Raw genomic sequence first — 11,037 nt, 5'->3', positions numbered from 1 at the left:
GTCCTGGGCCTCGCTCGCCCATACCGGGCCGATCACGCGCACGGTTGCGGATGCCGCGCTGACGCTGGAGATCATCGCTGCTTACGATCTGCGCGACCCCGCGAGCCTGCCGGTGTCGCCGCGGCGCTTCGATACCAACGCCGCGCCGTTGAACGGCATTCGCATCGGCGCCAGTGTCGATCTCGGCTATGCCGCGGTCAGCCCCGACGTGCGCGCAGCGTTCAACAAGGCGATCGCCATTCTCGATTCCTGCGGTGCGCAGGTCACCATGGATGGTCCGGGCCTCGATCCCGACATTCTGGAACACACGCTGAAGCCGATCGCGTTTACCGAGCAGGCGGCTGCGGTTGCGACCAAGACCACGGCCGATCTTGCCAGCTCCGAAGCCGATTATCGCGACGTTGTCAGCGCCGGCCGGCATTACAGCGGCACGGACTATATCGAGGCCGGCTACCGTCGTGGCCAGGCGCGTGGTGCTTTCGTAAAGCTGTTCGAGCGCATCGATGCACTGGTGACACCGACGGTCGCGGTAACCGCGTTCGAGGCCGGCCAGATCGGTGTCGGCACGATCGACGGCAGCGAGGTCGATCCGCATCTCGGTTGGTCGCCCTTCACCTGGCCGATCAATCTCGCCGGGCTTCCGGCCGCGACGCTGCCCTGCGGCTTCGACCGCGACGGGCTGCCGATCGGCCTTCAGATCGTGGCGCCGTGGCTCGACGAGCCCACGATCTTCAAGATCGCGGCGGCGTTCGAGCAGGCGCAGCCTTGGGCAAAATTCTGGCCGTCGCTGGCGCTCCGCGAGCAGAGCCTGGTGCACGTCAAGGCGTGAGGAGCCTTGCGACCATCTACGCAGCCGATTCTATGTTCACCAAAACGTCTCCGGCGATGATTTCGGGATCCCCAAGATCAAGGTCGTGCAAGCTTGCTTGAACGAACTCCATCACCTTGCCGTTCGCCGCATTGGCGCTTTCGCGGTCCTCGAATATCATCACGGCGACACCGACGCCCCCGCCCCCATCCAGCACATAATAAGATTTGAAGCCGCGCGAATCCCTCAGGATCTGACCGACGCCGCTTTTGGCGCGGCGGGCAGCATCCGCGACCGAACGAATCCTGGTGTACTTTCGAATGATTATGAACATCGGGCCACCTTTGCGTCTCGGTTTCCGCCCGACGCATCAAAGCATACCGAGCCGCTGCTGGACTAGGGCCTACTTGTGAAATGGGAGCGGAGGTCAACGCAGGCGCTGAGCAATGTCCGTCCTGCCGCATGATGGATTGGATGCGGTTGAGGTCGGCTTCGGGGTATTTTTGACTACCTCTGCGATACACTTCAGGAAAGCTCAATCGGCGCACCGCGGCCGCTGAGCTCTTCGTCGAGGCGCAGATAGTGCGCGAGATAGTCGTGCAAGGCGGTCGCCGCCTTCGAGGTGGCGCCGCTCGACTTGTAGAGCAGCAGCTCGATCTTCGGCAGCGGCGGCAGGCCCTCGTTGGGGCCGATCTCGCGCATTGCCGGCACCAGCGCGCTGCGGCCGAGCACGGTGACGGCCATGCCGGCGAACGCTGCCGCCTGAAGGCCGCCGACGCTTTCGCTGACGCAGGCGATACGCCAGCGCAAATTCGCGCGCTCCAGCGTGTCGATGGCGTAGTCGCGATAGATGTTGCCTGGCGGCAAAAGCGCCAGCGGAATCGGGCGTTCCTGGTGTGCGGCGGATTGCTCACCCGTCATCCAGACCAGTTGCTCGCGCCGCACCACCTGGCCGCCGGTGAAATCGTTCATGCGGGTGACCAGCGCAATGTCGACATCGCCGCGCTTGACGAGCCCGACCAGCGGTGTCGACAGCGCGCAATTGAGCTCGACCTGCACACGCGGGAAGGACTTTCGGAACACGCTGAGGATCGAGGGCAGCATGAACGCCGCATAGAGGTCGGGCGTGCCGAGCACCACCTGGCCTTCGATCTCCTGCGACGCCAGCTGCGAAATCAATTCGTCATGCAACCTCAGGATGGATTTGGCGTAGATGAGAACCGTTGTGCCGTCGTCGGTCAGCGTCAGCCGGCGGCCGGCATGCTCGAACAGCTGCTTGCCGGTCAATTCCTCCAGCCGCTGCAATTGCAGGGTGATCGCCGGCTGGGTGCGGCCCAGCCGTCGCGCGGTCTCGGTGATGCTGCCGGTCTCGACCACGGAGATCAGCGACCGGAGCATGCGGATATCGAGACTGATGAGGTTCATGTGGCATCCATGTCGCCCAGATTTTATGCAAGTTCCATGCTAGCAGATTGCGCCAGCCGGCTTGGGGTCCAGGCGGCGCGCACGGCTAGGTCTCATCAATGAGACGATGTCACGTCACGCTCGTCCAGCGTTGCTGGCATACTGAATATCGACTAATCAGCCGGATCGGCGCGCATGAACGCCGACCCGCGAAGAAAAGGGAGCATAAAAGATGAAAAAGACCACGCGCCGGGATCTGCTCGCAACGGCCGCCGCAGTCACCGCCGCCTCCATCGCGGAAGTTGCGCCGGCCGCAGCGCAGGCCGGACCGAAGCCGATCTTCCCGGTGCCGATGGTCGCGATCCCGATCGTCGGCGAGACCCAAGTATTCCAGGTTCGCCGCATCTATTGCATCGGGCGCAACTATGCGGCGCATGCGATCGAGCGCGGCTCGGATCCGAACCGCGAGCCGCCGTTCTTCTTCCAGAAGCCGACGGACGCGATCCAGAACGTCGCGGTCGGCGAGGTCGCCGACCATCCCTATCCGTCGCTGACCAAGAATTATCATCACGAGGTCGAGCTGGTTGCCGCGCTGAAATCCGGCGGCACCAACATCCCGGCCGAGAAGGCGCTCGACCACGTCTATGGCTACGCGCTCGGCCTCGACATGACCCGGCGCGATCTCCAGAACGGCATGGCCGCGGAGAAGAAGCCCTGGGAGATCGGCAAGAGTTTTGACCACGCCGCGGTGATCGGCCCGATCCACCCCGTGAGCAAGACCGGCCATTTCGAGAAGGGCGCGATCTCGCTCGCAATCAACGGCACCGTGAAGCAGAGCTCGGATCTCAGCAAGATGATCTGGAGCGTCGCCGAGCAGATCGCAAAGCTCTCGGAAGCGTTCGAGTTGAAGGCCGGCGACATCATCTATTCCGGCACGCCGGAAAATGTCGGTCCAGTGGTGAAGGGCGACGTGCTGCTGTGCAAGCTCGAAGGCTTGCCGGACATGTCGATCAAGATCGTCTGATTGTCTTCGCCTCTACCCGCATGCGGGGAGAGGCCGGATTGCACCGTCAGATGCAATCCGGGTGAGGGGTTACCAGCGACAAGGTCGCGCCGTAGTTGCGCCGCGCGACCTCCGCTGGAACCGCGGTTTGAAGGCGAGGCCTTTGAATCGCCGGAGTTCCATCGGCGATTGCCCCGTGTTCGGCAACGAACAAACGTCCTGCAGCCATATTTCAGTAAGAGTGATCTCCCATGAGGGAGGCGCTCCGATGAACAAAGCTTTGATCACTGCCGTCGTGCTGCTGGCTGGCGTGCCTGCAAGCGCCGCCGCGCAAGAGCGCGCCGGTGCTGCGGCGCTGGGAGCCGTCTCAGGCGCGGTCGTGCTGGGGCCGATCGGTGCCGTCGCAGGCGCGGCGATCGGTTATACCGCCGGACCTGCAATCGCCCGGTCCTGGGGCGTGAGAGATTCACGCTCGGCGAGGCATCGGCAGCCGCCGCGCCGCGAGGCGTATCGCGCAGCCGCCACCGGTGCTCCGCCGCGCGCACGTGAGGCGATGAATGCCAACGGCCAAATGCGAGCTGCCGGCAATCCGCCGGCTCAGGCCGCGCCTGCGGCGCAGCCTGTTGAAGCGGCTCCGGCTGCTGCGCCGGCGCAGACTTCGGCGCCGCCCATTCAGGGATTCGAATGAAGCTTCGGCTTCAGGCCGCGGTGGTCTTCGGCCGCAGCCGATCGACCGTCCGCGCGATCAGCGCTGCCACGTCGGCGACTTTCGGCCCGATCCGGAACTCCGGCCCTGCGACGACGACGGAAAGCCTGCGGTCGCCGATCGGCAGTGGAATCGCAGCACCCGCGAGGTCGCGGCTGTAGTCGCCGAAGCTCTGGCAGTAGCCGCGCTCGATCGAGATGCGCAGCTCGGCTTCCACCGCCTCGACGCTGATCGGCGTCGACGGGCCGTACTGCTTGAACTCGATCTTGCGATAGACGGAGTCGCGCTCCTCCTGCGAATATTGCAGCAGCAGCGCGCGGCCGCTCGCGGCCGCGTGGATCGGCACGCGATGGCCGATGGTGGCGAAATAGCGGATCGCGGCCTGGGACTCGACGACGTCGATGAATACCGCCAWCACGCCCGCAGGCGCCACGATCGACGCAGTCTCACCGGTCTCGGCCGAGAGGTCGGCAATCAATGTGTGCGTCCATGGCGGCAGCGGCTCGACCTCCGAGATCATCCGCGCCATCGCCAGCCAGCGCGGGGTCGGATAGAAGCCGGCGCGCGGCCGCGGCTCATAGAGATAGCCCTTCTCCGACAGCGTCGCGAGCAGGTTGAAGGTCGACGAGCGCGGCCAGCCGAAATGATCGGCGATCTCCGCAAGCGTCGCCGGCTTCCTCACTTGCGCGAAGAATTCCATGATCTCCAGGACGTTTGCGGCTTGGCGAACGATCATGACCCGGTCCCGTCTGTCGCGACGCGTTGCCCTTGATCTACGGCTGGCCGAGGATCTTCTTCGCCGCGCGAAGATGCGGCTTGTCGATCATCTGGCCGTCGAGGCGCAGCGTGCCGGAATCGGGATTGCTCGCGAACGCCGCGATCACCTTCTCCGCCCAGATACGCTCGGGTTCCGTCGGCTCGAACGCCGCGTTGACGACATCGACATGCTTGGGGTGAATCAGCGCCTTCGCCGAAAACCCGTCGCGCCGTGCGGCACGCGTTTCCTGCTCGAGGCCGGCCAAATTGTCGATGTCGGTGTAGACGGTGTCGATCGGCGCGACCTCGGCCGCGGCGGCTGCCATCAGGCAGAGATCGCGCGCGAGGCGATAGGGACTATGGAACACGCCGCCCGAGGACTTCTCTGTGGCACCCAAAGAGGCGGAAAGATCCTCCGCGCCCCACATCAGGCCGGCGAGGCGAGGGGAGCAGCCCTTGTAGCTGCCGAGCCCGAAGATCGAGCCGGCGGTCTCCGTCGCGACGCAGACGATGCGGGTTGCGCCGACCGTGATGCCGGCCGCAGCTTCCAATGCTTCGAGCCAGGTCGCGATCTGCCGCACGTCGTCGCCRCCTTGCGATTTCGGAAGCACGATGCCGTCGGGCCTGCCCGGCATCACCGCGGCGAGATCGGCGAGCGTCATGCCGGTCTCGAGCGCGTTGACGCGGACATAGAGCTGATGCGGCTTGCTGCGCGCCTTCAGCATCGCGAGCGTCAACCCGCGCGCCTCCGCCTTCTTCTCGGTGACGACGGAATCCTCGAGATCGATGATCAGCGCGTCGGCCTTGCCTTCGCTCGCCTTCTCGAATTTGCGCGGGGAATCCCCCGGCACGAACAGCATCGAACGCATCAGACCGGCCTCTTGTGCATCATCGCCATGCGGCGGCGAACTCGTCGTTCCCATACATTATTCAAAATCTTGACAGATAAATTCACATATATGTACGTTTAGCTCAAGCAGGAAATGGGTGCGAGGATCCAGCTGCCAAAGCTGTGGCGCCTGCTTTGCCACGCGTCAGGGAGAGACGAATTGAACAAGAAGCTCACCTGTTATCCGCACCAGCAGATCGGCAAAACCGCTGAGGCTGGGCGCGCTCAACACCGCGCCGGCCCGCGTGGCCGTGCCGGACGCCTATGAATCGCTCTCGCGTGCTTCGACCAGATCTGGTCCGGCGTGATCAAGATCGTTACGGCCGAGGTCGGCACGATCGCGCCGCCAGCTAAGGAGATCAACGACATGGATTTCGCGCTCACCGATCAGCAGGAAGCCATTCGCGACGCCATCGCCAAGATCTGTGAAGACTTTCCCGATGCCTACTGGCTGAAGAAGGACCACGACGGCGGCTTCCCGCACGATTTCCACAAGGCGCTGGCCGACGCCGGCTGGCTCGGCATCTGTGTGCCGGAGGCCTATGGCGGCTCGGGGCTCGGCATCACCGAAGCCGCCATCATGATGCGCACCATCGCCGAATCCGGCGCCGGCATGTCGGGCGCCTCCGCGGTGCACATCAACGTGTTCGGACTCAATCCCGTCGTCGTGTTCGGCACCGAGGAGCAGCGCAAGCGCATGCTGCCCCCGATGGTCGAGGGCCGGGAGAAAGCATGCTTCGCCGTCACCGAGCCCAATACCGGTCTCAACACCACCCAGCTCAAGACCCGCGCGGTCGCCAAGAACGACCGCTACATCGTCAACGGCCAGAAGGTGTGGATCTCGACCGCCCAGGTCGCGCACAAGATATTGCTGCTGGCGCGCACCACGCCGCTCGAGGAGGTGCGCTCGCCCACCCACGGCCTCAGCCTGTTCTACACCGACTTCGACCGCAAGAAGATCAAGGTCCACGAGATCGAGAAGATGGGCCGCAAGGTCGTCGATTCCAACGAGCTGTTCTTCGAGGATTTCGAGATCCCGATGGAGGACCGCATCGGCGAAGAGGGCAAGGGCTTCCAGTACATCCTCGAGGGCATGAATCCCGAGCGCATCCTGATCGCGGCGGAAGCGGTCGGCCTCGGCAAGCTCGCGCTGGCGCGCGCGACCGAATACGCCAAGACCCGCGTCGTCTTCAATCGCCCGATCGGCAAGAATCAAGGCATCCAGCATCCGCTCGCGGTGAACTGGGTCGAGCTCGAGGCGGCCTGGTTGATGGTGATGTCGGCAGCCTGGCAATACGACAAGGGCATGCCCTGCGGCGCTGCGGCCAATGCTGCAAAGTATCTGGCGGGCGAGGCCGGCTTCTCGGCCTGCGAGCAGGCCGTGATGACCCATGGCGGTTTCGGCTACGCCAAGGAGTTCCACGTCGAGCGTTATCTGCGTGAAGTCCTGATCCCGCGCATCGCGCCGGTCAGCCCGCAGCTTGCGCTCAGCTTCATCGCGGAAAAGGTGCTGGGGATGGCGAAGTCGTACTAGGCTGAAGCGAGGGCCATTTGCCGCGACGCTGTCGGATGACATCCCTGGCGTCGACGTCACCGCACAGCTCTCGACCTACCAGGCGCAGCTCACCGCGTCCTATTCGGCGATGCCCTGGATTCCTCAGCATGAATCTCGCGAGCTATCTTAACGAGGCGGAGCCTGTTCGGCAGCGATCCGGTCCATCGCCATGGCGCGGAGTCTTGCGCGCTGGATTTTCACGCCATTGGCGCTGTCGGTGACGGGRAAGGCGTCCACGACATAGATCCGCGCCGGGACCTTGTAACTAGCCAAGCGCTCGCGCAAGCGCGTGGTCAGCGCCTCCTGCCGAAGCGGCGTACCGGCTGGAATCACGAAGGCGACGCAGCGGGCGTTTCCCTTCAGATCGACCGCGACGACCTGGGCATCGGCAACACCTGTGCAGGCCTTGAGCTCGTCCTCGATCTCGCCGGGCGCGACAAGGAAGCCACCGAGCCGCATGGCGTCGCCGGCGCGGGTCTCGTAGACGAAGGAGCCGTCGCCGCGCAGACGGCCGATATCGCCGGTGCGGAAGAAGCCGTCCGCGGTGATCGCATCGCGCGTCGCGTCGGGATTGTTGAAGTAGCCGAGGAAGCGTGACGGTGCACTGATCTCGATCTCGCCGGAGACGTCGGGGGCCGCGAGTTCGCCGGTCTCGGTGTCGCGCACGCGGACCTTGGCTTGCGGCGACATCGGCCAGCCGCCGCCCTCGATCCGGTCGGTGAAGGCGTCGCTTGCGCGGCCGATCGAGAACAGGGCTTGCACCTCGCTCGAACCGTAGAGGCCGTAGAGCGGCATGCTGCGCGCTTCGGTCTCCGCGGCAAGCTCGCGCCAGCCGGGCTGGAACGCGGCGAAGCCGAACACCTCGGCACGGGAGAAGGGATGGGCCAGGTCGGTGAGGGCGAGGATGCGGCGAAACATCTCGTCGGAGCCGAAGGCGTGCGTGATCTCATGGTCGCCGAGGATCTTCAGCGCCGGCGCGGCTTCGAAGGCGTCGAGCACGTGAATGGTCGCGCCCGCTGCGATGAAGCCGAGCAGGCTCGTCATGCCGAAGGTGCCGCAGAACGGCAGCATGGCCAGCAGCGCATGACGTTGCGGCGAGAGCTTGAGCGCTGCGGCGATGGAGGCGGCGTGCGCGGCCAGCGTTCGCTGCGAATGCGCGACCAGCTTTGGCCCCCTGGTCGTGCCTGACGTGGTGTAGAGCAGCACCGGCAGGTCGACGTCATCCTGGGCGGGCGGGGCCGGCGGATAGGACTTGTCGAACGCATCGAACCGCACACAGGGCCAGTGCGCCGGGATCGCGTCCGCGCCGACCACCGCAAGCTGTCGCAGCGCGGGCACCTCATCCTTGGCGATATCGGCGAGGATGGCGGCAAAGTCGATCGAGCGGAACGCGGCCTCGACCACCATCAGCTTCGCACCGGACAAGCGGAGCAGATGGGCGACCTCTGCGTTGCGGTAGCGCGTATTGACGGCGGCGACGATCGCGCCGAGGCGGGCGGCGGCAAACTGCAGCGCGACCCATTCGATCCGGTTGACCAGCCAGACCGCGACGACGTCGCCCTTGCTTACACCTTGGGCCGCAAGCCAGGCGGCGGTCTGCTCGATCTTCTCCGAGAATTCCGCGCGCGAGACCGGCGTGCCGTCGAACACGAAGGCGGGATCGGCGAAGGTCTCGATCCGGGTCAGCGATTGTAGGGAAAAATCTCTGGGGCTCATGCGCCCCGGAGTAACCCGATCGCGCAAAACTGTCTACTTGGTGCCGAACATCCGGTCGCCGGCATCGCCCAGGCCCGGCACGATATAGYCGTGATCGTTGAGCCGCTCGTCGATCGCAGCGGTCCAGATCGGCACGTCGGGATGTTCGCTCTGGAACTGCGCGATGCCCTCGGGCGCGGCCAGAAGGCAGACGAAACGGATGTCGCGGGCACCGCGGTTCTTGAGCAGGGTCGCGCCGGCGCAGGCCGAGTTGCCGGTCGCCAGCATCGGGTCCATCAGGATCACGGTGCGGTCGGACAGGTCCTGCGGCGCCTTGAAGTAATATTCCACGGCCTGCAATGTTTCGGGGTCGCGGTAGAGCCCGATATGGGCGATGCGCGCCGACGGCATCAGCGCCAGCATGCCGTCGAGGAAGCCGACGCCGGCGCGCAGGATCGGCGCCAGCGTGAGCTTCTTGCCGGCGATCTTCGGCGCCTGCATCGATGCGATCGGCGTCTCGATCTCGACCAGCTCCAGCGGCAGGTCGCGCGTTACCTCGTAGCCGAGCAGCATCCCGATCTCGTTCAGGATCTCGCGAAAGCTCTTGGTCGAGCGGTCCTTCTCCCGCATCAGGGAGAGCTTGTGCTGGACCAGAGGGTGGGCGACGACATTGACGCTGCTTGTGCTCATGAAACCGATCTACACGGTTCCGTGAAATTGCGCCAGATCGGCCGGGTATTTTCCGCGGGATACCTGGCCTCAAGCCGGCATCGCGACCTCTTTGCGGGCACGGCTGCTTGCCTCGCAGGCAGCCATGGTCAATTCACGCTCAGCGGCCGGCCGATCGAGGTCACCGCGGCGGAACTGGCGCGCCTGATCGAGGCGGAAGCGGAGAGGTGAGGGCTAGACGCCGAGCCCCCGCGCGACGAGCGTGATCACGATCGTCAGGATCGCGCCCCAGACCAGGCTCAGCGTCATGGTCAGGATCGTCGTGGTGACCGCGTGCTCGAGATTTCCCTTGAGGAGCTGCACGCTATTTGTCCGGGGCGGGCGCAGCGCCGATGCGCATGCCGAGCAGCAATGCCCCCATCAACGCAACCAGGATCGCGATCTTGAACTCGATCATGTCCGCTGCCTCGCTACGACGCGCGAAAGAAGCCGCTTGGCTCCTTCCACCAGCACGATCAGGGCATTGCCGCGGTTCTCGATGTCGAGCTCGAAGGTCTCGGCAGGAAACACCAGCGCGCACCGCGCCGGCGCGCTCTGACGGTTGGCGAAATCCACTGCCGAGCTCTTGAACAGGAACAGGCCGCCGATGCGTCCGCGTGCCTCGCGCGCGACCCAGAGCCCGGCCTTGTTGCGACCGATGAAGAAGGCCGGAATCGAGGCGCTGACGACGTCCGGATCGAGCGGCCTGAGTGCCGTGGCAGGATTGCTTCCGTCCGCCGATGTTGGTCGGCGATGAAGGGCTTGAAGGGCGATTGCGGCCATGGCGGCCTCCTCACACATCTGCAAGGTCATGATGTCCGCCCCGCCGGTCAGGCGTGGAGATGCCAGACATAGATCGCGGTCTTCAGCGCGATGAGCGCAGTGAGCACGCTGCCCATCGAAAGCACCGTCAGTGCGCGCAGGGCGAAGCGCTTGAGCTGGGCCTTGCGCTCCTTCGTAATCCGCAGCCGTTCGGTTCCATCAAAGGACCGATCAAGGCTATGTGTCAGCATCGACATCCTGGAGTCCTTGCCTGTGGTGCGGCGAGACGGCCGCTCCAATCTGTCTTCCATGATGGCCATCGCTGGGTAGGATTTCGAGATGAGCGTCGAGGCCGTCGCATAGGAATGTCATAAAGACGCCGGTCGTGCCGGCAGTCCTTTGAAGAGGCCAGGGCCGCGTTTCGGTCGAGGTTTGGACCGGACAGGCTTCGAACGCGCGAGCCCGACGGCAGCGGCGAAAGCGAGCCGCAGCCGCGGTTGGTCGACTTGCTTGCAGAAGCAGTCCAAAGTCGCCTCGGCGTCTTGTTGCTGGCCGTCGATGGCCGCGCAGAGCCTGGAGGTGGTTCGGCGGAAGAAGTGCAGCGAGTCCTCGCCGCTGCGCCGGCCGCCGAGACGATCAAGTTCGGTTGCGAGAGCCGCGACATTGAGCCTGTCAGAATCCCTCAGCGTCACCGMAAAGCGCAGCACTGCCAGCTGCCAGGCGCAGAGCAGCCTGTGATGGTCTTCGACTG

At 64.9% G+C, this 11,037-nt stretch carries 15 protein-coding genes and 1 pseudogene; 7 read left to right on the top strand and 9 right to left on the bottom strand.

Going from position 1 to position 11,037, the window contains the following annotated elements; genetic code table 11:
• A partial coding sequence (locus tag AC1D00_RS10710) for an amidase (protein WP_477010650.1) occupies positions 1-829 on the top strand: 829 nt, incomplete at its 5' end.
• A 16-nt stretch (positions 830-845) separates the two neighbouring features.
• On the opposite strand, the gene AC1D00_RS10705 is transcribed toward AC1D00_RS10710, so the two are convergent.
• The gene (locus tag AC1D00_RS10705; protein ID WP_404553475.1) at positions 846-1,142 is read right to left on the bottom strand and encodes a hypothetical protein; all 297 of its coding nucleotides are present in this window, start codon (positions 1,140-1,142) and stop codon (positions 846-848) included.
• Between the two features lie 191 nt (positions 1,143-1,333).
• On the bottom strand, positions 1,334-2,233 hold the full coding sequence (locus AC1D00_RS10700; protein WP_477010649.1) for a LysR substrate-binding domain-containing protein: 900 nt from the start codon (positions 2,231-2,233) through the stop codon (positions 1,334-1,336).
• A 211-nt stretch (positions 2,234-2,444) separates the two neighbouring features.
• On the opposite strand from AC1D00_RS10700, the gene AC1D00_RS10695 reads away from it, so the two are divergent.
• Complete coding sequence (locus AC1D00_RS10695) at positions 2,445-3,236, top strand: fumarylacetoacetate hydrolase family protein (RefSeq protein WP_135175684.1); 792 nt, start codon at positions 2,445-2,447, stop codon at positions 3,234-3,236.
• Positions 3,237-3,483: 247 nt separating this feature from the next.
• Complete coding sequence (locus AC1D00_RS10690; protein ID WP_477010648.1) at positions 3,484-3,903, top strand: hypothetical protein; 420 nt, start codon at positions 3,484-3,486, stop codon at positions 3,901-3,903.
• Positions 3,904-3,913: 10 nt separating this feature from the next.
• Here the strand turns inward: AC1D00_RS10690 and AC1D00_RS10685 are convergent, their stop codons facing one another.
• Both AC1D00_RS10685 and AC1D00_RS10680 read right to left on the bottom strand, forming a co-directional pair.
• The gene (locus AC1D00_RS10685; protein ID WP_477010647.1) at positions 3,914-4,657 is read right to left on the bottom strand and encodes an IclR family transcriptional regulator; all 744 of its coding nucleotides are present in this window, start codon (positions 4,655-4,657) and stop codon (positions 3,914-3,916) included.
• A 37-nt stretch (positions 4,658-4,694) separates the two neighbouring features.
• Positions 4,695-5,546: an HpcH/HpaI aldolase/citrate lyase family protein gene (locus AC1D00_RS10680; protein ID WP_477010646.1), complete on the bottom strand. Its 852-nt coding sequence runs from the start codon at positions 5,544-5,546 to the stop codon at positions 4,695-4,697.
• 387 nt (positions 5,547-5,933) lie between these two features.
• Here AC1D00_RS10680 and AC1D00_RS10675 point away from each other — a divergent pair, with 387 nt between their 5' ends.
• Positions 5,934-7,100, top strand: coding sequence for an acyl-CoA dehydrogenase family protein (locus tag AC1D00_RS10675; RefSeq protein WP_477010651.1), 1,167 nt, complete (start codon positions 5,934-5,936; stop codon positions 7,098-7,100).
• Between the two features lie 16 nt (positions 7,101-7,116).
• Positions 7,117-7,249 (top strand): annotated as a pseudogene (gene flgL / locus AC1D00_RS10670) (flagellin); the annotation flags it as partial.
• Here the strand turns inward: flgL and AC1D00_RS10665 are convergent.
• A complete protein-coding gene (locus AC1D00_RS10665) occupies positions 7,248-8,837 on the bottom strand; it encodes an AMP-binding protein (RefSeq protein ID WP_477010645.1) in 1,590 nt (529 codons plus the stop codon). The pseudogene flgL and the gene AC1D00_RS10665 sit on opposite strands and share 2 nt — an antisense overlap.
• 33 nt (positions 8,838-8,870) lie before the next feature.
• Positions 8,871-9,506 carry a uracil phosphoribosyltransferase gene (upp, locus tag AC1D00_RS10660; protein ID WP_477010644.1) on the bottom strand — a complete coding sequence of 212 codons (636 nt, stop codon included), beginning with the start codon at positions 9,504-9,506 and terminating at the stop codon, positions 8,871-8,873.
• A 21-nt stretch (positions 9,507-9,527) separates the two neighbouring features.
• Between upp and AC1D00_RS10655 the strand changes: the two genes are divergently transcribed.
• Positions 9,528-9,716, top strand: a complete 189-nt coding sequence (locus AC1D00_RS10655) for a hypothetical protein (RefSeq protein ID WP_477010643.1) — start codon at positions 9,528-9,530, stop codon at positions 9,714-9,716.
• A gap of 3 nt (positions 9,717-9,719) precedes the next feature.
• Here AC1D00_RS10655 and AC1D00_RS10650 read toward each other — a convergent pair whose 3' ends face one another.
• The 3 genes from AC1D00_RS10650 to AC1D00_RS10640 form a co-directional block, all read right to left on the bottom strand.
• On the bottom strand, positions 9,720-9,848 hold the full coding sequence (locus tag AC1D00_RS10650) for a hypothetical protein (protein WP_256374891.1): 129 nt from the start codon (positions 9,846-9,848) through the stop codon (positions 9,720-9,722).
• A gap of 90 nt (positions 9,849-9,938) precedes the next feature.
• Positions 9,939-10,337, bottom strand: coding sequence for a hypothetical protein (locus tag AC1D00_RS10645; RefSeq protein WP_477010642.1), 399 nt, complete (start codon positions 10,335-10,337; stop codon positions 9,939-9,941).
• Between the two features lie 17 nt (positions 10,338-10,354).
• On the bottom strand, positions 10,355-10,597 hold the full coding sequence (locus tag AC1D00_RS10640; protein WP_477010641.1) for a hypothetical protein: 243 nt from the start codon (positions 10,595-10,597) through the stop codon (positions 10,355-10,357).
• A gap of 186 nt (positions 10,598-10,783) precedes the next feature.
• Between AC1D00_RS10640 and AC1D00_RS10635 the strand changes: the two genes are divergently transcribed.
• Positions 10,784-11,037: hypothetical protein (locus AC1D00_RS10635; RefSeq protein WP_477010640.1), on the top strand; the 254-nt coding region annotated here is incomplete at its 3' end.

It is taken from the genome of Bradyrhizobium sp. P2_E8 (genome assembly GCF_056403875.1).
The sequence above is the reverse complement of the archived record's forward strand: the minus strand, read 5'-3'. Positions and strand labels throughout refer to the sequence as shown.

What these genes read in the sequence shown, in the direction of transcription:
- AC1D00_RS10695 (WP_135175684.1), top strand. Translation starts at nt 2,445, where the DNA reads ATGAAAAAGACCACGCGCCGGGATCTGCTCGCAACGGCCGCCGCAGTC.
- AC1D00_RS10690 (WP_477010648.1), top strand. Translation starts at nt 3,484, where the DNA reads ATGAACAAAGCTTTGATCACTGCCGTCGTGCTGCTGGCTGGCGTGCCT.
- AC1D00_RS10645 (WP_477010642.1), bottom strand. Translation starts at nt 10,337, where the DNA reads ATGACCTTGCAGATGTGTGAGGAGGCCGCCATGGCCGCAATCGCCCTT.
- AC1D00_RS10700 (WP_477010649.1), bottom strand. Translation starts at nt 2,233, where the DNA reads ATGAACCTCATCAGTCTCGATATCCGCATGCTCCGGTCGCTGATCTCC.
- AC1D00_RS10640 (WP_477010641.1), bottom strand. Translation starts at nt 10,597, where the DNA reads ATGGAAGACAGATTGGAGCGGCCGTCTCGCCGCACCACAGGCAAGGAC.
- AC1D00_RS10675 (WP_477010651.1), top strand. Translation starts at nt 5,934, where the DNA reads ATGGATTTCGCGCTCACCGATCAGCAGGAAGCCATTCGCGACGCCATC.
- AC1D00_RS10705 (WP_404553475.1), bottom strand. Translation starts at nt 1,142, where the DNA reads ATGTTCATAATCATTCGAAAGTACACCAGGATTCGTTCGGTCGCGGAT.